Source organism: uncultured Flavobacterium sp., from assembly GCF_951805225.1.
Taxonomy (GTDB): Bacteria; Bacteroidota; Bacteroidia; order Flavobacteriales; family Flavobacteriaceae; genus Flavobacterium.
This window is the reverse complement of the sequence record NZ_OX638201.1, coordinates 4,509,629-4,533,131: the sequence shown is the minus strand read 5'-3', so window position 1 is coordinate 4,533,131 and position 23,503 is coordinate 4,509,629. Positions and strand designations below refer to the sequence as shown.

The 23,503-nt window shown below is 35.6% G+C and carries 10 protein-coding genes; 5 read left to right on the top strand and 5 right to left on the bottom strand.

Features of this window, described 5'->3' with window-relative positions; translation table 11 throughout:
- The first annotated feature begins 261 nt into the window (after positions 1-261).
- The gene (locus WN975_RS18885) at positions 262-690 is read left to right on the top strand and encodes a metalloregulator ArsR/SmtB family transcription factor (protein WP_337967848.1); all 429 of its coding nucleotides are present in this window, start codon (positions 262-264) and stop codon (positions 688-690) included.
- Between the two features lie 180 nt (positions 691-870).
- Positions 871-1,281 (top strand): BrxA/BrxB family bacilliredoxin, encoded by a 411-nt coding sequence (locus tag WN975_RS18880; RefSeq protein ID WP_121328158.1) that lies wholly within the window; start codon positions 871-873, stop codon positions 1,279-1,281.
- Positions 1,282-1,468: 187 nt separating this feature from the next.
- Here the strand turns inward: WN975_RS18880 and WN975_RS18875 are convergent, their stop codons facing one another.
- Genes WN975_RS18875 through WN975_RS18865 form a run of 3 tightly spaced genes read right to left on the bottom strand, consistent with a single transcriptional unit; the run spans position 1,469 to position 7,155 of the window.
- A complete protein-coding gene (locus WN975_RS18875) occupies positions 1,469-2,833 on the bottom strand; it encodes an efflux transporter outer membrane subunit (protein ID WP_337967847.1) in 1,365 nt (454 codons plus the stop codon).
- Positions 2,830-5,976, bottom strand: a complete 3,147-nt coding sequence (locus WN975_RS18870) for a multidrug efflux RND transporter permease subunit (RefSeq protein ID WP_337967846.1) — start codon at positions 5,974-5,976, stop codon at positions 2,830-2,832. Before WN975_RS18870 ends, WN975_RS18875 begins: the two co-directional genes overlap by 4 nt.
- Before the next feature lie 3 nt (positions 5,977-5,979).
- Entirely contained in the window at positions 5,980-7,155 is a 1,176-nt protein-coding gene (locus WN975_RS18865) for an efflux RND transporter periplasmic adaptor subunit (RefSeq protein ID WP_337967845.1), read from the bottom strand.
- Positions 7,156-7,413: 258 nt separating this feature from the next.
- Between WN975_RS18865 and WN975_RS18860 the strand changes: the two genes are divergently transcribed.
- The gene (locus WN975_RS18860; protein WP_337967844.1) at positions 7,414-8,772 is read left to right on the top strand and encodes a rhodanese-related sulfurtransferase; all 1,359 of its coding nucleotides are present in this window, start codon (positions 7,414-7,416) and stop codon (positions 8,770-8,772) included.
- 146 nt (positions 8,773-8,918) lie between these two features.
- Here WN975_RS18860 and WN975_RS18855 read toward each other — a convergent pair whose 3' ends face one another.
- Both WN975_RS18855 and WN975_RS18850 read right to left on the bottom strand, forming a co-directional pair.
- On the bottom strand, positions 8,919-9,896 hold the full coding sequence (locus WN975_RS18855) for a type IX secretion system membrane protein PorP/SprF (RefSeq protein WP_337967843.1): 978 nt from the start codon (positions 9,894-9,896) through the stop codon (positions 8,919-8,921).
- Positions 9,897-9,937: 41 nt separating this feature from the next.
- Positions 9,938-21,313 (bottom strand): T9SS type B sorting domain-containing protein, encoded by an 11,376-nt coding sequence (locus tag WN975_RS18850; RefSeq protein ID WP_337967842.1) that lies wholly within the window; start codon positions 21,311-21,313, stop codon positions 9,938-9,940.
- Between the two features lie 361 nt (positions 21,314-21,674).
- On the opposite strand from WN975_RS18850, the gene ricT reads away from it, so the two are divergent.
- Together ricT and WN975_RS18840 are read left to right on the top strand one after the other, a co-directional pair.
- Entirely contained in the window at positions 21,675-23,033 is a 1,359-nt protein-coding gene (gene ricT, locus WN975_RS18845) for a regulatory iron-sulfur-containing complex subunit RicT (RefSeq protein WP_337967841.1), read from the top strand.
- On the top strand, positions 23,017-23,496 hold the full coding sequence (locus WN975_RS18840) for a gliding motility lipoprotein GldH (protein ID WP_337967840.1): 480 nt from the start codon (positions 23,017-23,019) through the stop codon (positions 23,494-23,496). Before ricT ends, WN975_RS18840 begins: the two co-directional genes overlap by 17 nt.
- Positions 23,497-23,503 lie beyond the last annotated feature (7 nt).

Below are 23,503 nucleotides of genomic sequence, written 5' to 3'. Positions count from 1 at the left end.
AAGTAAAAATCTGTGCTTAACTGTTTAAATCGGTATAATCTGCGTGCAATTTATCTCTTTGTTTTAATTACTATTTTAATAATTCTTATATCGTAAAAAGTAGTGGATACCTTAGAATATGAAGATTCATTCTAATAAAATGTCTTATTCTTTTGCTTTAAGAGCCTTTTGGGGGCATTCAAAACTTGCTTTGATATTTAATTTTGCCGCACAGATTTACTGTAATCGTTTTTTTACGATAATGAACAAATTGGCAAGTTAATGGGAATTACAAAACACTTAAATTTTGATTTAGAAACAAAAGCAATAGGCAAAATTTGCAAAGCTCTTGGACATCCAACCCGAATTGAAATTATGACGCTTTTATGGAAAAGAAACAATAGAACTTGTGGGGAAATTGTTGAATTAATTCCGTTAGCTCAATCGACGATATCGAAACATTTGTTAGAATTAAAAAAAGCAAATCTGGTAGCTATAGAAAATGTTGGAAAGAAAACTATTTATTCTGTTGAGGTTGAGAATATTCAAATGCTTAAAAAATATTTGAGCAGTTATCTTTCAACTATCGAAATTCCGGAACAAAGTAAGTCAACGGTTTCGGCAACCAGGCACAAATTAATAGGCAGAAAAAATTATTTGAAACAACATAATTATGAGTTTCCTGACAGAAGGGTAAAACTTGCACTTTAATAATTAAAGATCCATTATTAAATTAGTAGTGAAGCGAGAATATTTGACTGGATTTTATAACATTTGGCTTGATTTATAATCTATTATCGTACTATAACAAAACTTTATACTTGAAATTAAGTAGTTGCGAGTAAACTTTGTAACTTTGCAGTTCAAAAGTAAAATTTAAAAATAAGAAATATGTATCCAGAAGAAATGGTAAAACCAATGCAAGCTGAATTGACAGCTGCAGGTTTTCAAGATTTACATAGTGCTGACGCTGTAGAGAATGCTATCAAAGCTGAAGGTACCACTCTAGTTGTTGTAAACTCTGTTTGTGGTTGTGCTGCAAGAAATGCACGTCCGGGAGCAAAAATGAGTTTAGAAGGAGCTAAAAAACCAGATCACTTAATTACTGTTTTTGCTGGTGTTGACAAAGAAGCTGTTGATGCTGCAAGACAACATATGTTTCCTTTTCCTCCATCTTCGCCATCTATGGCTTTATTCAAAAACGGAGAATTGGTTCATATGTTAGAACGTCACCACATCGAAGGTCGTCCAGCGGAATTAATCGCTGAGAACTTGCAAGATGCGTTTAATGAGTTTTGCTAATTTTTAAGGGACTAAGGTTCTGAGTTACTAAGGCGCTAAGTTTTTAGGTTCAAAGTAGCAAAGGTACAGAGGGACAAAGATTTAAATAAAAAAAGCATCAGCCAAGGCTGATGCTTTTTTTTATGCTCATAGATTTTAAAAGCTTAGTACCTCAGCAACTCAGAACCTTAGTACCTTTAAAAAAAAACTAATTCCATCCTCCGCCAAGTGCTTTATACAATTGGATCATTGAGGTTAATTGTTTTTGTGTCAATTGAGAAAGGCTAAGTTGTGCTTCAAATAGTGATCTTTGTGCATCCAGAACTTCCAGATATGAAACGTAACCATTGTAATATCTGGCATTTGATAAATCATAATTTGTTTGGGCAGCTATGACTTGTCTGTTTCTTGCAGCCCATTCTTCTTTGTACATCGCTACATTTTGAAGCGAATTTTCAACTTCAGAAATAGCTATTAAATAAGTTTTTTGAAAGTTCAGTTTGCGTTCTTCGGCAATTTGACGGTTAACTTCGACACGACGTTTGTTTTTTCCGAAATTGAAAATTGGACCTGTAACTCCTGCGCCAACATTTTGTAAATACGAAGCATCGTTAAATAAATCTGCAACCATAACACTCGTAAAACCAGCCAAAGCCGCAATATTAAAAGATGGATATTGCATGGCTTGTGCAACACCAATTCTTTCGTTTGCAGAACGGTACAAAAGTTCAGTGGCTTTTACGTCAGGTCGGTTTTCGAGCAAAGCAGATGGAATTGAAGTTGGAAAAGTAGTGAGAATCAATAATTCGCTATTGGTTTTTCCTCTTTCTATAGGTTGCGGAACTTGTCCGATTAAAATTGAAATCGAATTTTCAAGTGCTGTAATTTGTCTTTTAATAGCAGGAATATTAGCTTCGGCAATTGCAACTTGTTGTTCGATTTGAACTTTATCTAATTCAGCAACATAACCACTTTTAAAACGTTCGTTTATAATATCATAAGCTTTTTGTCTTGTTTCTAAAGTATGAATCGTGATTTCCAATTGATTGTCAAAATCACGTAATTCAAAATACGAAATCGCAATATTACTTACGATATCTGAAAGTACTACTTTTCGAGCTTCATCAGAAGCCAAAAGATCATTTAGAAAGGCTTTGTTCTGATGACGGTATTTTCCCCAAAAATCCAATTCCCATGACATGTTTGCAAAAGCAGAATTAGGCATTGCAAACGTTTCAGCACTATTTACTTGTCCTGAATATTGAAAAGAAGGATATAAGTCGGCTTTAGCAACTCCCAGATTGGCTCTGGCTTGCTCTAATCGTGAAATAGCGATCTTTAAATCGAAGTTGTTTTGAAGCCCTTTTTCGATTAATCCAATTAAAACGGGATCATTAAAGATTGTTGACCATTTTATGGTTCGCACCGTATTTGTTGTGTCCGTACTATGATCACCATGCAAAAAAGTTTCCGGTTTAGGTTGTTCGGGTTGCTTGTATTTTGGTCCAACCATACATCCATAAGGAAAAACGGCCATCAAAAGTACTGCTACTATTAATTTTAGATTTTTCATGGCTCTTCCTTTTTAGGTTCATCAATTTCTTTTGAAGGTTTCTTTCCAAAAGTTTCAATAAATACAAATAACACCGGAATCAAACAGACTCCTAAAATGGTGGCGACGAGCATACCGCTAAAAACGGTCATTCCCATTACTTTTCTTGCTTGAGCTCCGGCTCCGGTTGCGGTTAACAAAGGCACAACTCCCAAAATAAATGCAAATGCTGTCATTAGAATTGGACGGAAACGAAGTTTGGCTGCGTATAAAGCTGCTTCTTTTACCGGCATTCCTTTTTCATATTCTTCTTTGGCAAATTCGACAATCAAAATGGCGTTTTTGGCGGCGAGTCCAATAAGCATAACAAGTCCAATTTGTGCAAAGACATTATTGACATAATCCGGACTAAAAAAGCGACAGATGTATAATCCTAAAAATGCGCCAAAAACAGCAAAAGGAGTTCCCAGAAGTACGCTAAATGGCAATTTCCAACTTTCGTATTGTGCTGCCAAAATCAGGAATACAAAAACAAGTGCCATGATGAATACTGTATTTCCTTTTCCTTCGGCTTGTTTTTCCTGATAACTCATATTCGCCCATTCATAACTCATCGCTGCTGGCAAGGTTTTTTGAGCGGTTTCTTCTAAAGCAGTCATCGCTTGCGCGGAAGTAAATCCGGGCGCGGGCGTTCCACCAATTTCTGCGGCCCTATACAAATTAAATCGGGTCGTAAATTCTGGTCCGCTTTCTTTTCGAATGGTCGCAATACTCGAAATCGGAATCATTTTGTTGCTTTTACTTCGAACAAAAATCTTATTTATGTCTTCGGGATTTACTGTAAAACTTGGATCTGCCTGAAGTAATACAATATATTGACGTCCAAATTTGTTGAATTCATTAATATATTGACCTCCTAAACTGGCACCAATAGCGAGATTGACATCTGAAAGAGAAAGCCCAAGTTCTGTAACTTTTTCGCGATCGACATCAAGACTAATTTGTGGTACATTTGGATTAAAGGTCGTTCGGATTGTTCCAATTTCCGGTCGTTTCTTAGCTTCAGCCATAAAACGTTGTGAGTTTTCAAAGAGATATTGAGGTGTATTTCCTTCCTTATCCTGAAGCATCATTGAGAATCCTGCGGCATTACCAATTCCGGTAATTGGCGGTGGACCAAAAGCAAAGACGGTTGCTTCGGGAATTCCAAAAACTACTTTTCCATTTACTTCTTTTAGAATCTGAAAAACGTCTTGTTTACGTTCTTTCCATTCTTTCAAGGCTACGAAAAAGAATCCGTTATTGGTTGCAACCGAGTTTTTGATTAAACTAAATCCGGCAACAGAAGTATAATATTCGACACCATCATTTTTAGCTAAAATATGTTCAATTTTCTGAATCACTTTATTGGTTCTTTCTAAGGATGAAGCGCCGGGTAATTCGATATTTACAAACATATATCCTTGATCTTCCTCGGGAACGAATCCACCCGGAATTTTTCCTCCCAAGAGAATAATGGCTCCAATCAGTATTCCGATGAAAATAAAACTTCGAGCCATTTTCTTGATTAGAAAACCTGAAAATCCGGTGTATTTATCTGTAAAGGATGAAAATTTTCGATTGAAAGCGGCAAAGAATTTTCCAAGCCAGCCTTTTGCTTCCTGATTGGGTTTTAGTAATAAAGAACATAATGCGGGACTTAAAGTTAAGGCGCTTAAAGCGGAAAATATTACCGAAATCGCAATCGTAATGGCAAATTGCTGATAAAGTCGTCCAGTAATTCCGGGTGTTAACGCAACGGGAATAAATACGGCGGTTAATACAATTGCGATGGCAATTACGGGACCCGAAACTTCTTTCATCGCCTGATTTGTAGCGTCTTTTGGAGACATTCCTTGTTCGATATGATGCATTACGGCCTCGACGACGACAATTGCATCATCGACCACAATACCAATCGCGAGTACTAATCCTAAAAGTGAAAGTACGTTTACTGAGAATCCTAATAGTGGGAAAAGCATGAAAACTCCAACCAAGGAAACAGGAACGGTTACTAACGGAATCAGCGTTGCACGCCAGTTTTGCAAAAAGATAAAAACTACTATAATTACCAATATAATCGCTTCTACAAGTGTGTGCATGATTTCGTTTATTCCTTCAGAAATGGCGAGGGTTGTATCTAATGAAACCCGATATTTTAAATCCTGCGGGAAACGTTTGCTTAATTGTTCGATGGTTTTTTTGACATTGGCAGCAACTTCTAAGGCATTAGAACCTGGCATTTGTTTAATTCCAATTGTTCCTGCAGGACTTCCGTTTAGTCTGGCGACTGATGCATAACTTTCAGTTCCTAAAGTCACGGTTCCAACATCTTTTAAACGAACTTGTTGATTGTTGATGTTTGATTTTAGAATGATATTTTCAAAATCTTCAGGATTTACTAAACGATCTTTTAGCGTTACATTATAGGTAAATTCATTATTGTCTTTTGCTGGTGGTGCTCCAAATTTTCCTCCTGGCGAAATCGCATTTTGTTCTTTAATCGCCTGAATAATATCGGGAACTGTCAGATTGTATTTGGACATGATATCGGGCTTGACCCAAATTCTCATTGCATAACTACTTCCTCCGTAGAGTGTAACTTCTCCAACACCTTTAATACGCGCCAATGCATCTACAATATTGATATTGGCGTAATTGGTTAAAAAGTTATTGTCGAATGTTTTTTCGGGAGAGAATAATGATATAATAAGCAAAGGCATCGAAAGCGACTTTTTGGTCGTAACTCCCGTTGTTTTTACATCGTTTGGGAGTTTGTTGGTGGCTTCATTTACTCTGTTTTGGGTAAGCATTGTTGCGATATCCAAATCAGTTCCCATATCAAATGTAATGTTCAGAGTCATACTTCCATCTCCGGTATTGGTGGATTGCATGTAGAGCATGTTTTCAACTCCGTTTACTTTTTGTTCAATTGGTGTGGCAACGGCTTGCTCTACATTTAAGGCATTTGCACCTCTATAACTAGTTGAAACTTGTACCAAAGGCGGTGCAATTTCGGGATATTGTGCAATGGGAGTTCCAAGGATTGAAAGCCCTCCAATAATAACGATAAATATGGATAGCACGATGGCGACTATCGGTCTTCTTACAAAAAAATTATCCATAATTTAGTCGTTTTGAGATGATGCAATCTGTTTTTTGTCGGCTACATAAGGAACTGGGGCAACAGTTGATCCGGGTTGAATAAACTGATTACCAATTATAGCTACTCTTTCATTAGGCTTAAGTCCTTTTGTAATAATCCAGTCAACACCAGTTTTTTGACCTACTTCGACCATTCGGGTTTGAATAGTGTTTTTATCATCAATTATAGAAACCTGAAATAGTCCCTGAATTTCGGTAACTGCTTTTTGAGGAATTACGATTGCATCTTTTGCTGTGCGAATCAGAACACGAACTTTTCCAAATTGCCCTGAACGCAAAGTTCCGTCAGGATTTGGAAATTGTGCTTCAATAGTTACTGTTCCTGTTGTGGGATCTATTTTAGTATCCGAAAAATTCAGAGTTCCTTTTTCAGGATGAATACTTCCGTCTGATAATATTAGCTGAAGATCCGTGATTTTCTCTCCTTGTTTAGTGCTTTTTTGGTATTTAAGATAATCAGATTCACTAACTGTAAATTGCACTCTTACTTTATCAAGCTTCGAAACCATATTCAATCTCGAGGCATTACCTAATTTGGTAATGTAGTCTCCTAATCTGGCATTCGAAAGTCCGATAACGCCATCGATTGGAGATTTAATATTGCAATAACCTCTTTCTATTTCCTGATTTTTTAAACTTGCCTGCATACTGGCATAATTAGATCTTGCGGCTTTGTCTTTTGCAACTGCGGCGTCTAATTCTCGCTTACTTACGGCATTCATATCAGCAAGTGGCCTAATTCTTTTTAATTCTTCGTTAGCATTTACCAAGCTACTTTGTGCAACAGCAACCTGTCCGCGAGCTTGTTCAACTTTAGTTTCATATTCTAACGGATCAATTGTATAAAGCAATTGACCTTTTTTAACTTTTTGACCTTCTTTAAAATATACTCCAGTCAATATTCCGTCTACTCGTGCAATTAATTCAATGTCTAATTCGCCAAAAGTTTGTCCGGCAAAATCTTTATAAATTGGGACATCTTCACTTTTTACTGTGACAAAAGGAGCCTGAATGGGCGGCGGCGCTTTCGGTTGTTCTTTTTTGCAAGAAATAAAAAAGAGTAGAAAAAGGAGAATTGGGAAGATTGGTTTTGGTAGTTTTAAAGCATTCATAAGTATAAATGTTAAAATTGTTAACATAAATATACTAAATTTTTAGTAACTATCTGATAAACAGTAATGTTTTTTAATTTCGGAGCTTTTTAGACTAAAAAAGTTTATTTTATTGAATGAGGTGTTAGCGGAAATTCTTAAATTTTCCATTAAGTCTTATGTTGTTTAATTTTTGATGTTTAGTTGGTTTTGAAATTGCAAAGAAAAGCTTACCTTTGCGCCCGAATTCATTAGGAAAATAGAATTCATTACATAATTATTTCTCAACTTAAATTAGTTTATAGCATGCAACTGTACAACACTTTAAGCGCAGAAGAAAGAGCCATCATGATCGATGATGCCGGTAAACAACGACTAACGTTGTCTTTCTATGCGTATGCCAAAATTCAAGATCCCAAAAAATTTCGCGATGATTTATTTTTAGCCTGGAATAAGCTCGATGCTTTAGGCCGAATTTATGTTGCCAATGAAGGAATTAATGCTCAAATGAGTATTCCTGAAGAAAATTTGGAGGCTTTTAGAGCTACTCTCGAAGTTTATGATTTCATGAAAGGTATACGATTGAATGAAGCGGTAGAACATGATGATCATTCCTTTTTAAAATTAACCATTAAAGTTCGTCATAAAATTGTTGCTGACGGTTTAAACGATGAAACTTTTGATGTTACCGATATTGGCGTTCACTTGAAAGCCAAAGAATTCAATGAAATCCTTGATGATCCAAATACTATTGTGGTAGATTTTAGAAATCACTACGAAAGTGAAGTTGGACATTTTAAAGGTGCAATTACTCCGGATGTAGAAACTTTTAGAGAGAGTTTGCCTATAATCAACGATCAGCTTCAAAATCATAAAGAAGATAAAAACCTTGTAATGTATTGTACAGGTGGAATTCGTTGTGAAAAAGCGAGTGCTTATTTTAAACATCAGGGTTTTAAAAATGTTTTTCAATTAGAAGGTGGAATCATTAATTACGCCAAACAAATTGAAGCTGAAGGTTTAGAAAGTAAATTCATTGGAAAAAACTTCGTATTTGATAATCGTCTTGGCGAAAGAATTACTGAAGATATTATTTCGCAATGTCATCAATGCGGAAAACCTTGTGATAATCACACGAATTGCGAAAACGACGGTTGTCATTTGTTGTTTATTCAATGTGATGATTGTAAAGCTGCTATGGAAAACTGTTGTTCTACAGAATGTCTTGACATTATTCATATGCCTTTGGTTGATCAAGTTCGTTTAAGAACCGGAAAACAAGTTGGAAATAAGGTTTTTAGAAAAGGAAAGTCTGAAAATCTAAAATTCAAACATTCAGGTGAATTACCGAATAATTCTTTGGCTACAGCCGAAAAACAAGCAGATATTCGTCAAAAAATAAAAGTAAAAAAAGTACTTCTTGGAAAAGCTGAACATTATTATGTAAAAGCACAAGTTGGTCTTTTTACTATTGAAAGCCACGATTTGAATGCCGGTGATAAAATCTTAATTTCCGGACCAACTACTGGTAATCAAGAATTGGTTTTAGAAAAAATGATCGTAAACGAAATTGAAGCTTTAACGGCAAAGATTGGTGATAAAGTTACTTTTGAAGTTCCTTTTAGAATAAGATTATCAGATAAAATTTATAAAATAGTAAATTAAAGATAAAAACTTGTTGAGTAATGACTAATCGGTTAAGGAAACTTAACCATTAATTAAAAAACAAAAGCCCATTCTATTTACAGAATGGGCTTTTGTTTTTTATAAGAGCAGTTTAAATTTTATTCTTTGATTTAAAATGGAATTCTTTAATGACGAACCGGACCCTGTGTACAAGGGCAATTGCTAATTCCACGTAGAAAATCTAGTCCTATCGTTACAACATGTGTTCCTGAATTGTAAGCTCCAATTTGATTAAGTGTTGCCTGATAAGAATAACCAAAATAGAAATTAGATTTTTTAAATCCGGCCATTGGGCCAGCCATTGAAGGTTCTAAAAACTGATCATTTAGAAAACGATAAGAAACTCCTACCCAAAAATAATCATCATAACGATTGAACTGGCGGTATTTAAAATTCAGGTCAGTGCTTGATCGTTTGTCACTTGCAAATTGTTGGAAGTATACAGAAGGTTCATATTCAACTCTGTTTTGAGAGTCTCCCGTGAAGATATAACCTGTATATATTTGATAATTACGTAATAAAGCAGGCTCTTCATGATAGAATTTATCTGTGTTTTTGTTTAAAATATTATTTACATTCAGGCTTAGATAAAAATCTTTATTTCGATAAAGTGCGCCAATATCAAAGTTATTGTTTGAAACAGCTCTATCATTTGTAATAGAAGGATCTAATGGTCCTGGATTAGCTGTTCCGGAACTAAAATCGTTGATGTTTATTCTAAAATTATTTAGATTATATGAAATACCAAAAGATAAGTATTGTTTTGAATAATAATCTAAAGTCAAATGGTGTGCAAAGGATACTTTGGCACCGGTTTGAGAGGTGTTTCCGTTACTATCTTTATAAAGTGAAATACCTAATCCTGACCGATCTAAAATTCGAAGATCTGCGTATACAGATTGATTGTTTGGAGCATCTTTTATGCCAACCCATTGTGTCAGTCCATTTGCTCTAATACGAAGATTGTCTCCGATACCAGCATAAGTTGGGGATATAACAAAAGGATTATCTGCCAGATATTGTGTGAAAACCGGCAAGTTTAACTCTTGACTGTAACTTGAAGTTACAGCCATGAGTATAATAGATATAATTAATTTTTTCATTGTAATATAAGTTTTAGATAACATAATTATTTTGATTGTTGTTATCTGTATAATGTAAAATGACCAACAAACTCTCTGTTGTCTTTCGGATCATTTAATTTTAAAACATACCAGTAATCTCCGGATGTTAGTTCTGCACCATTGTATTTACCATCCCATTTTTGCCCCAATTTATATGTTGCAATTGTTCGACCGTATCTGTCAAAAATGGTATAGGTTAAGTTTTTATAGTTTACAGTGCAGTCTGGTCCCCATTCATCATTTACGCCATCTCCATTTGGGGTAAAGTAATTTGAAATACATACGTCTACATATTCAAAATATCGTGAGCTAGTAGCTGAGCAACCGTTTTGATCAGTTACAGTAACCGTATACATTCCTGATTTGTATATGATGAATTTATTTGTAGTACTGAAAGATTCGTTATTGAATGAATATCTGTATTGTCCATCACCACCAGTTGTGGTTGCTACGATTTCGTTTAATTCGCCATCAGCGAGTGTTAATGTTAAAGGTTGAATGTAATCAACAACAAATTCTCTAGTCAATTGTATACAACCATTTGTGTGTCTTGCTTTTATGGTATGAGTACCTGCTGCGACATTTACAAATGTTTTGTCTGCTTGGTAATTTATTCCGTCCAGCGAATAATCTAAATCATCAAGATCAGTAATACTTGGATCTACCATAATAGTAACTGAATTTGAAGGAAGATCGTTCAGGCAAGAATAGGTAATATTCGCAACTGGATTAATTGTTATTCCTTTTGGGATGAAAACGTCAAGTTCTGAAATACAATTTAATGCATCTTTAATATAAACAGTATGTGATCCTCCGACAAGATTCATAAAAGTATATTCACTATTAGTAACTGGAGTAAAAGGTGTGATTTTATTATCCAAATTTATGCTATAAGGCATAATTCCTCCTGTAATTTCAATGTCGAATGATGCGTTATTTTCCCCTGGACAAGATTCTGGTATTGTACTATTTGAAACAAGGAAAGCATTTAAAGCTTGATTAATGTTTAAGTCTAATACCTGATCCGCAGTACAACCATTATTTTTAACAGTATAAGTTCCAGATGTATTATAAGTTTCTCCATTTACCGACCATGTATAACTTTGACCAAAACAGATATCTTCTTTAGTAGTTACCGCATTTGGTTTTGCACCAACAGTTAATTCTAATACCTGATCCGCAGTACAACCGTCATTAATTTGTGTATAAATTCCAGAAGTCGTATACGTTTTTCTATCTGCATTCCAAAGTAAAGACTCACCAAAACAGATGCTTATTTTAGTAGTTATAGTTACTGGCTTATCACCCACATTTAATTCCAAAGTCTGATCGGCCGTACAACCGTCATTGATTTGCGAATAAATTCCAGAAGCCGAATATGTTTTTCCATCTACAGTCCAAGTGAAAGATTCCCCAGAACAGATGTTTTCTTTAGTAATTACAGTTGCCGGTTTTGTTCCAATGTTTAATTCCAAAGTCTGATCGGCCGTACAACCGTCATTGATTTGCGAATAAATTCCAGAAGCCGAATATGTTTTTCCATCTACAGCCCAAGTGAAAGATTCACCAGAACAGATGTTTTCTTTAGTAATTACAGTTGCCGGTTTTGTTCCAATGTTTAATTCCAAAGTCTGATCGGCTGTACAACCGTCATTGCTTTGCGTGTAAATTCCAGAAGCCGAATACGTTTTTCCATCTACAGCCCAAGTGAAAGATTCCCCAAAGCAGATGTTTTCTTTAGTAATTACCACGTTTGGTTTGGTTCCAATGTTTAATTCCAAAGTCTGATCTGCTGTACACCCGTCATTGCTTTGCGTATAGATTCCTGAAACCGAATATGTTTTTCCATCTACAGCCCAAGTGAAAGACTCTCCAAAACAGATGTTTTCTTTGGTAATTACTGCATTTGGTTTGGTTCCAATGTTTAATTCCAAAGTCTGATCCGCTGTACAACCGTCATTGCTTTGTGTATAGATTCCAGAAACCGAATATGTTTTTCCATCTACAGCCCAAGGAAAAGATTCACCAAAACAGATGTTTTCTTTAGTAATTACCGTTGCAGGTTTAGTTCCAATGTTTAAATCCAAAGTCTGATCCGCGGTACAACCGTCATTGATTTGCGTATAAATTCCGGAAACCGAATATGTTTTTCCATCTACAGCCCAAGTGAAAGATTCACCAGAACAGATGTCTTTTGTAGTAATTACCGCATTTGGTTTGGTTCCAATGTTTAATTCCAAAGTCTGATCGGCCGTACAACCGTCATTGATTTGGGTATAAATTCCAGAAACCGAATATGTTTTTCCATCTACAGCCCAAGTGAAAGATTCCCCAGAACAGATGTTTTCTTTAGTAATTACAGTTGCCGGTTTTGTTCCAATGTTTAATTCCAAAGTCTGATCCGCGGTACAACCGTCATTGCTTTGCGAATAAATTCCAGAAACCGAATACGTTTTTCCATCTACAGCCCAAGTGAAAGATTCCCCAAAACAGATGTTTTCTTTAGTAATTACAGTTGCCGGTTTGGTTCCAATGTTTAATTCCAAAGTCTGATCAGCCGTACAACCGTCATTGCTTTGCGAATAAATTCCAGAAACCGAATACGTTTTTCCATCTACAGCCCAAGTGAAAGATTCCCCAAAACAGATGTTTTCTTTAGTAATTACAGTTGCCGGTTTGGTTCCAATGTTTAATTCCAAAGTCTGATCGGCAGTACAACCGTCATTGCTTTGCGAATAAATTCCGGAAACCGAATATGTTTTTCCATCTACAGCCCAAGTGAAAGATTCACCAAAGCAGATGTTTTCTTTAGTAATTACAGTTGCCGGTTTTGTTCCAATGTTTAATTCCAAAGTCTGATCAGCCGTACAACCGTCATTGCTTTGCGAATAAATTCCAGAAACCGAATATGTTTTTCCATCCACAGCCCAAGTGAAAGATTCCCCAAAGCAGATGTTTTCTTTAGTAATTACAGTTGCCGGTTTTGTTCCAATGTTTAATTCCAAAGTCTGATCAGCCGTACAACCGTCATTGCTTTGCGAATAAATTCCAGAAACCGAATACGTTTTTCCATCTACAGCCCAAGTGAAAGATTCCCCAAAACAGATGTTTTCTTTAGTAATTACAGTTGCCGGTTTGGTTCCAATGTTTAATTCCAAAGTCTGATCGGCAGTACAACCGTCATTGCTTTGCGAATAAATTCCGGAAACCGAATATGTTTTTCCATCTACAGCCCAAGTGAAAGATTCACCAGAACAGATGTCTTTTGTAGTAATTACCGCATTTGGTTTGGTTCCAATGTTTAATTCCAAAGTCTGATCGGCCGTACAACCGTCATTGATTTGGGTATAAATTCCAGAAACCGAATATGTTTTTCCATCTACAGCCCAAGTGAAAGATTCCCCAGAACAGATGTTTTCTTTAGTAATTACAGTTGCCGGTTTTGTTCCAATGTTTAATTCCAAAGTCTGATCCGCGGTACAACCGTCATTGCTTTGCGAATAAATTCCAGAAGCCGAATATGTTTTTCCATCTACAGCCCAAGTGAAAGATTCGCCAAAGCAGATATTTTCTTTAGTAATTACTGCATTTGGTTTAGTTCCAATGTTTAAATCCAAAGTCTGATCCGCAGTACAACTGTCATTGCTTTGCGTATAAATTCCAGAAGCTGAATATGTTTTTCCATCCACAGCCCAAGTGAAAGATTCCCCAAAACAGATGTTTTCTTTAGTAATTACTGCATTTGGTTTTGTTCCAATGTTTAATTCCAAAGTCTGATCGGCCGTACAACCGTCATTGATTTGGGTATAAATTCCGGAAACCGAATATGTTTTTTCATCTACAGCCCAAGTGAAAGATTCGCCGAAGCAGATGTTTTCTTTAGTAATTACCGCATTTGGTTTTGTTCCAATGTTTAATTCCAAAGTCTGATCCGCAGTACAACCGTCATTGATTTGCGTGTAAATTCCGGAAACCGAATATGTTTTTCCATCCACAGCCCAAGTGAAAGATTCACCAAAGCAGATGTTTTCTTTAGTAATTACCGCATTTGGTTTAGTTCCAATGTTTAATTCCAAAGTCTGATCGGCCGTACAACCGTCATTGATTTGCGTGTAAATTCCGGAAACCGAATATGTTTTTCCATCCACAGCCCAAGTGAAAGATTCACCAAAGCAGATGTTTTCTTTAGTAATTACCGCATTTGGTTTAGTTCCAATGTTTAATTCCAAAGTCTGATCAGCCGTACAACCGTCATTGATTTGCGTATAAATTCCAGAAACCGAATATGTTTTTCCATCTACAGCCCAAGTGAAAGATTCACCAGAACAGATGCTTTCTTTATTAATTACCGATGTTGGTTTTGTTCCAATGTTTAATTCCAAAGTCTGATCGGCCGTACAACCGTCATTGCTTTGGGTATAAATTCCGGAAACCGAATAGGTTTTTCCATCTACAGCCCAAGTGAAAGATTCCCCAAAACAGATGTTTTCTTTAGTAATTACTGCATTTGGTTTTGTTCCAATGTTTAATTCCAAAGTCTGATCGGCCGTACAACCGTCATTGATTTGGGTATAAATTCCGGAAACCGAATATGTTTTTTCATCTACAGCCCAAGTGAAAGATTCGCCGAAGCAGATGTTTTCTTTAGTAATTACCGCATTTGGTTTTGTTCCAATGTTTAATTCCAAAGTCTGATCCGCAGTACAACCGTCATTGATTTGCGTGTAAATTCCGGAAACCGAATATGTTTTTCCATCCACAGCCCAAGTGAAAGATTCCCCAGAACAGATGTTTTCTTTAGTAATTACAGTTGCTGGTTTTGGAGTTATTGTTACTATTACGGGTTTTATTATTTCACAGCCTTGCGCAGAGGTATTCTTGATGTAATATGTGCCAGATGTTACTACAGCTGTCGGATTGGTTAAAGATACAGTTGCTAAGGTATCTGTCCAATAAGTTAAAATTCCAGGCGTGCTATTAGTATTTACTGTTGATGAAAGATTTACTGCGGTTCCAAAGCATACTGCTTCTGGGGTATCAATGTTAAGAACGACTACTTTATTAGTTGATACAGGAAGAGATGTTGGGCAGCCTCCAGGATTTTTACAATCTACTAATTCTGGTGGAGTTAAATACTGGTTTGACCCCGTAGTTATAATCCATTTTCCATCTTGTGATACTGGAATAGAAGGAACTGATGTTTGTATTTCTACTCCATTTATGTATATTCTTCCTTTGGTTTCTATTTGGTTTACACCAGTCAGATCACAATCTGCTTTTACGGTCAACATTAATGCTGGTTCACGTAAATAACTTAAATCCCAGAGATATGGTATATCTGTATTTGGATATGAAAAAGATAATTTTTGAGGAGTAACATATATTGATTGTCCTTGATTCACTAAGCTTGTATGGTCAGGTAAGTCGATAGAACCTGTAATGTTTTTCAGTGTTAAATGATCAAGGTCAATGTTAGACAATCTCAACATAAAAGTAAGAATTTCGCCGGGTTCTACTGTTCCATTGTTATTACCATCTTTTACAAGTAGCCAACTTGCAATTTTTGGAGAAACTATTTTAACGGTGGTTTGAGTCGTATTGCTACAAACACCGTTTGTATAAGAATAAAGTATTGTATATGTGCCATCAGAGCTTACGCTAGGGTTAATTGCGCCACTATTTTCATCAATAGTTAAACCTTCAGGTGTAGCTGTATATTTACCTCCGGCCATACCAATTAGTTTTACTAAAGTAGTTCCTTCTGTTGTTGAATATGAAAAAGTTGGATAGCTAATAGACGCAGAAGGTTTTATTGGTTGTTCATTTACAGTTGCTTTTTCAGATAACTCAGAAGAACAGCTTCCCAGAATGGCTGTTATTTGATATTCACCTTTTGAAACTGTTATTGTATTTCCGTTTTGCACAACACCCGTTGATGGAATTACATTATAAGTATATGATGCATCATAATTGGTGATAGTAAAACTTCCAGTTGCGTTGTCGCAATTAGGTTGTATTATTGTGCTTAATATTGGTTTTGTTGGGGACGTTAACTGCTCCGTAAAGTTAAAATTAGGAGATGATGCAGAAATACAAGCAGAATTAACTGATTTTACGGTATAATTGCTTCCAGTTGTCATTCCGGTAATAATTCCTGTGGAACTAACCAATGGACCTGTTGGATCAAAGATGTATGAGTTACCTACAACATAATTATCAATTTTACTTATGCTTGCTGTTGAACAGCTTGCATTTGTAGTAGTTACAATTGGAACTACTGGTAACGCATTAACCGTAATAGTACCTGTTGCAGTGTTAGTACCACAATGGCTATTATCGTTTAGTAAGTTAATATTGTAATTAAAAATACCTGATACTGTTGGAGTACCTGTAATTGTTATGGTGTTATTTTTAAAATTAGCACTAACTCCTGTTGGTAGATTGGTTGATGAATTGATACCAGTTATTCCCGAAGTTAGATGAGTAATAGCTGGTAATACGGTATTAATACATACTTCTGGTGCAGAGGAAGCAACTTCAACAGCTGCATCTTCTTTAATTTCAAAAGTTACAGGAACTCTTTCCTTACACTCTGTTATATCTCCAACATAATAGGTGGTCTTGCCAGCAGTATTTGTGTTAGATAAACCTGAACCAGAAACTCCTGCAGGATTAAATGTGGTGCCCCAGTTAATTGGGTTTCCGCCTGTTGGAGCTGTGTACCATGAATTAATTGGGTTCAAGAAAAAGCCTCCTCCATCTGGTGGGGTTAATGTCCAGGTATAATCTAAAGGTTGAGTCGATGTAATGGATTGAACAAGAGATACTAATGTGTAAAGGGTTCCTACTTCAAGATGTGCTGTTAAAGTTGGTGTTTTAGTACTGATTATTCCGTAATCATCACCTTCTGTTATCCAAGTTCCATCTTCAGGACAAGTTCCTAAAGTGTAATTGCCTTTATAAATATATCCAGCTCTATAATCTGGATTTAACCCTGTCATTTTTAAGATATATGTCCCTGTTACATTTACCGAAAAAGTAATTGTATGGTAGCTTGCCAATGCAGTATCTTCGAAAAGACATATTGAATTATTATCATCTTTCAAAGTAGGCATGTACGTTTTAGGGTCCGTAAGAGGGTGCCAGGTGCCATTAAAAGATAATGACGGCTTTGAATCTGTAGTTATTGTTAATGAACCTGTGCCACCTTTGCATATACTAACGTCATTAGTAATAATGTCGGCTGTTTTTGGATTTACTGTAAGGTTTAGTACTTGGTTAGGGGTACAGCCATCATTAGTTTTGGTATAAGTTCCAGAAGTTGAATAAGTTTTTCCATCTATAGGCCAAGTGAAGGACTCACCAAAACAGATGTCTTTTTTAGTGATTACCGTTGCAGGTTTAGTTCCAATGTTTAATTCCAAAGTCTGATCTGCAGTACAACCGTCATTAGTTTTGCTATAAGTTCCCGAAGTCGAATAGGTTTTTCCATCTACGGTCCAAAGGAAAGATTCGTCAAAACAGATGCTTTCTTTTGTAGTTACAGTTGTTGGTTTTGCGCCAATATTTAAGTCTAATACCTGATCAGCGGTACAGCCATTATTAGTTTTAGTATAAATTCCAGAAGTTGTATACGTTTTTCCATCTACCGTCCAAAGGAAAGATTCACCAAAACAGATGTTTTGTTTTGTAGTTACAGTGATTGGTTTTGTACCAACAGTTAAGTCTAATACTTGATCAGCGTTGCATCCATTATTAGTTTTAGTGTAAATTCCAGAAGTACTATAAGTTTTCCCGTCTATAGACCAAGTGAAAGTCTCTCCAAAACAGATGTTTTCTTTTGTAGTTATAGTTGTTGGTTTTGCACCCACAGTTAATTCTAATACTTGATCTGCGGTACAACCATTATTAGTTTTAGTATAAATTCCCGAAGTACTATAAGTTTTTCCATCTACAGCCCAAGTGAAAGTCTCTCCAAAACAGATGTTTTCTTTTGTAGATACTGTTGTTGGTTTTGCACCCACAGTTAATTCTAATACTTGCTCTGCAGTACAACCGTCATTTACTTTAGTATAAATTCCAGAAGTACTATAAGTTTTTCCGTCTACCGTCCACAGGAAAGATTCACCAGAACAGATGCTTTCTTTAGTAGTTATAGTTGCTGGTTTGGTTCCGATGTTTAATTCCAAAGTCTGATCGGCAGTACAACCATCATTTGCTTTAGTATAAATTCCAGAAACTGAATATGTTTTTCCATCTACAGCCCAAGGAAAAGATTCACCAAAGCAGATATTTTCTTTGGTGGTTACAGTTGTTGGTTTAGCTCCAATGTTTAATTCCAAAGTCTGATCAGCCGTACATCCATCATTAGTTTGAGTATAAATTCCCGACACCGAATAGTTTTTTCCATCTACAGTCCAAAGGAAAGATTCGCCAAAGCAGATGTTTTCTTTTGTGATTACAGTTGCCGGTTTAGTTCCAATGTTTAATTCCAAAGTCTGATCGGCCGTACAACCGTCATTGATTTGGGTATAAATTCCAGAAACCGAATACGTTTTTCCATCTACAGCCCAAAGGAAAGATTCACCAGAACAGATGCTTTCTTTTGTGATTACTGTTGCCGGTTTAGTTCCAATGTTTAATTCCAATGTCTGATTAGCAGTACAACCATCATTTACTTTAGTATAAATTCCAGAAGTACTATAAGTTTTTCCATTTACCGTCCAAAGGAAAGTTTCTCCAAAACAGATGTTTTCTTTGGTGGTTATAGTTACTGGTTTAGTTCCGATATTTAATTCCAAAGTCTGATCCGCGTTACAGCCGTCATTTACTTTAGTATAGATTCCGGAAGTTGTATAAGTTTTTCCATCTACAGCCCAAAGGAAAGATTCACCAAAACATATGTTTTCTTTTGTAGTTACTGTTATTGGTTTTGCATTAACAGTTAATTCCAAAGTCTGATCAGCAGTACAACCATCATTTACTTTAGTATAAATTCCTGAAGTTGTATACGTTTTTCCGTCTACAGCCCAAAGGAAAGATTTTCCAAAACAGATACTTTCTTTTGTAGTTACAGTTGTTGGTTTTGCGCCAACAGTTAAGTCTAATATCTGATTTGCAGTACAGCTACTATTTGTTTTAGTATAAGTTCCGGAAGTACTATAAGTTTTTCCGTCTACAGTCCAAAGGAAAGATTCTCCAGAACAGATGCTCTCTTTGGTGGTTACAGTTGTTGGTTTTGGATTAATAACCACATCATCTTCTAATGTACTGCTGCCGTCAAAATTAGAACCCGGTACATTTCCTCCGCTTTCGTATGATGATGTTGCTGAGTAAGAATTCATATAAGGTGTAATTCTTCTGTTAGGATTGCTAATTGTGCGACTTGGATCTAAATATGTTACTTCAGAATTGACACTAAAAGTACCTGTTGTAGCTGCAGTTGTAGTTTTTCCTTTTAATAGAATTATTACTGTTCCATTAGAAGGTATAGTAAAATTTTCTATTACAGGATTGCTAGCAGTATTCATAAATGAGATTGAACCGGTTGGTCCTGAACTGCCATTTGTATAAGATGCACTAGCATAATCAAAAATAATACCAATGGGAAATATGAAATCTAATTTGACTGCTCCAGCAGTTTGTCCTCCTGAATTTGTGATTTTAATCTCATAAGAGACTGTTTCATTTGGACTGTTACAAATAGATTTGGTTAACGAATTTACTGTAGTATTTAAAACAGGATAACAACCTGAATTATCAAATGCATCTTTAGTTAATAATGTTGGTAAAGAAGAGCAGTTTGTAGTTTTTGAAACTGAGGTGACGTTATACTGAATTTTCGGGGTAATATTGGTTATAAAACCTTGAGCATCAATTTCAGGGCCGGTTGGATCAAAAGTATAAGTGTTGTCAGCAGGTGAATAATTGTCTATTTTACTTGTACTAGCCGCCAAACAACTTGCAGTCGTAGTAGTTATAGTTGGAATGTTAGGTCTGGGCAGCACCTCCAAATTTAAAATTTCATTTGCTGTACATCCGTTATTAATTACTTTTAAACCGGTTTGTGGAGTAGTATATGATTGCCCATTTGCTGCCCAAACATAGGTCTCTCCAGCACATATTGTTGTTGTTGTTTCAATATCTGCAGGTTTATTTACAATAGCATTATAGGTTATGGTAGAAACATTGGATGTTTTGCCATAAGTATCATTAAAAGTATAATTTATTTCAGCAGATCCTTCTACAGATATGTTTAGGGGGGTAAAAGTTATTTTTCCTGTAATAGAATCATAGGTAAATGTTCCTTTTCCTGCGACTGTTTTAGAAGATTGAATTCCTGGTATGTCAAGATCTAAGTCTATTGATGATCTATTTATGGTAGCTAGTGTATTTAATGTACCATCATTGTTTTCATTTATATCATTAGATGTTGTGATTATTGATCCTGAACATCCGGTAATTAAATTTGGTTTTGCGACCGGAATACGAAGAGTGGATAAATCTACAGATAAATTTAAATTACGTATTTCATGAAAGTTGTTGTCTCCTCCAGTTGAGGAAGCAATAGCAAATTTTAAATTTGGAGGTGCAGGTGTTGTGTAAAGGTAATTGTTAATAACTAAAGTTTTAGTGTTACCATGTGTTATATAAACATCTATAAGAAAACCATCTTGAGGAGTACGTGGTTTTAAAATTATTTCAATTTTTCTAAAACCAGCTTTAGTTTGATCAGTTGCATTTCGATCATTACCACTAACGTTAAATAGATATGGTGATTCTGTTGTTGTAGTTGTTGTTAAAAATGGATATCCAGTTTGTTCATTGCCGGCACCTCTTAATGTAACGGCGCTTTGTTTGCGGAAGAACGGTGCTCCACCATTTTTTCCGTCGCTGCTCATTCCAAAACTACCGTATTCATCGATGCCAATTCCTAAGTAACCTTTTGAAAAACCATTGTTTGAACTGTTTTGAGCGTATCCTAAGGAACCACCATAAGATCCTACGCTAATGGGTGATGCCGTTGCGTCGAATAAAATAAAAGCAATACCATCAGCACCACTTCCGGAATGGGAATAATATTCAAAAGAGATAGTCATTCCGTAGGCAGACGGGAAAGCATACAGATCTGACCACACTACACCCCTTTGATCTGCGGAGCTGTTAGTTAATCGTAGATATCCTGAGCCATTAAGATCATTATAACCATTTTTTGAACCTGCACCTCCCGTAAGAAAAGCGGTAGGAGATCCACCAAATAATATATTAGGAGCAGTATTGTTTTTAAAACTTTCAGAAAAAGGAAACTGAGCCCTGATTTGAACAGTAATAAAGAATACTAAAAGAAAAGAAATTAGTTTGAAGTAATTATAATTTTTAGGATTTAAATTTTGCATAACATAGAAAACTGTGGTTAGTAATATTGTTTTTTTACCTAAACCGCCTTCGTAGTTTAGGAATTCAATAAATCAGATTATTTAATTGATTAAATAAAAAGTAGTATTGATTTAGATGGAATTTTCAATTTGCAAAGTTCCTTCGTTTTAACAGTTTCCATTAATGGTAAAAGTCAAAAGAGTATTAGAATAAGCCAATTTTAGGGATGTGGTAAAATTGCTTGTACTTAAAAATGAGGTGTTTATCTCTTTAACATAGCTTTAGAATAATCAGTAAAAAGCAAACTAAAAAAAATACTATCTTTACCGATCAAACGTTTATGAACTTAAGTTGCTTTTTTGCAACACTACATATATAATTATGGCATGTACAAGTTGTTCAACCTCAGATGGTGGCGCACCAAAGGGTTGTAAAAATAATGGGACTTGCGGCACCGATAGCTGCAATAAATTGACGGTTTTTGACTGGCTCGCAAACATGAGCCCGTCTAATGGAGAGGCTATTTTTGACTGCGTTGAAGTACGTTTTAAAAACGGACGTAAGGAATTCTTTAGAAATTCAGAAAAATTAACTTTGAGTATTGGTGATATTGTAGCAACTGTTGCATCACCGGGACATGATATTGGTATTGTTACTTTGACAGGCGAATTGGTTAAAATTCAAATGAAGAAAAAAGGCGTTAATCACGAAAGTAATGAAGTGCCGAAAATTTACCGAAAAGCTTCTCAAAAAGATATTGATATTTGGTCTGTAGCGCGTGATCGCGAAGAACAAATGAAAGTTAGAGCCCGTGAATTGGCAATTCAGCATAAATTGGAAATGAAAATTTCTGATATTGAATTTCAAGGAGACGGATCGAAAGCTACATTTTACTATACGGCAAATGACAGAGTCGATTTTAGACTTTTGATTAAAGATTTTGCCAAAGAATTCAGTACCAGAGTTGAGATGAAACAAGTTGGTTTCCGTCAGGAAGCAGCTCGTTTAGGCGGAATTGGCTCTTGCGGAAGAGAACTTTGCTGTTCAACATGGCTTACTGATTTTAGAAGTGTAAATACCTCTGCAGCAAGATATCAGCAACTTTCATTAAATCCACAAAAATTAGCCGGACAATGCGGAAAATTAAAGTGTTGCTTGAACTATGAGCTTGATACTTACATGGATGCGTTGAAGGATTTTCCGGATTATGACACTAAATTGGTGACTGAAAAAGGAGATGCAATTTGTCAAAAACAAGACATTTTTAAAGGATTAATGTGGTTTGCTTACACGAATAATTTTGCAAACTGGCACGTTTTGAAAATTGATCAGGTAAAAGAAATTATTGCAGAAAATAAGTTGAAAAACAAAGTTTCTTCATTAGAAGATTTTGCTGTTGAAATTACTTCAGAGCCTGAAAAAGACTTTAATAATGCAATGGGTCAGGAAAGTTTAACCCGTTTTGATCAGCCAAAAAGAAAGAAAAAGCCAAATCGCAAACGCAAACCAAATGCAGAAGCAGAAGTGGTGGCTGCACCAAAGAAACAACAACCGAATCCAAATCAGAATCAAAACAAGCCGGGTACAGGAGTAGGAAATGGAAATCCAAATCCAAACAAAGGAAACAAACCGAATAATAATAAGCCAAATCAATCGAATAAACCTAAAAATTCGAATGAGAATAAACCGGCTGAACCTAGAAAACCTATAATTATTACTAAAAATGAGAATAAAAAATAGCGGAATTCTTCTTTTGGTAGCGATACTTCTTTTTTCTTGTGATAAAAAAAGAGTATTTGATCAGTACAAATCTGTTGGAAGTGCATGGCACAAAGACAGCGTTGTAACCTTTGATTTACCAGTTTTGGATTCTACAAAAAAATACAATTTATTTGTAAATTTGAGAGACAATAACAATTATCCGTTCAATAATTTGTTTTTAATTGTTGCTATAGAAACACCAAGCGGTTTCACCAAAGTAGATACTTTAGAATATCAAATGGCAAATCCTGATGGAACTTTGCTAGGAAATGGTTTTACAGACATTAAAGAAAGTAAACTGTTTTATAAAGAAGATGTCAAGTTTAGAGGAAAATACAAAGTACATATAAAACAAGCTGTTAGAGAATCAGGAAAAATTCCGGGAGTTCAGGCTTTAGAAGGTATTACAGACGTAGGTTTTAGAATAGAACAAAAAGATTAGAAAAATA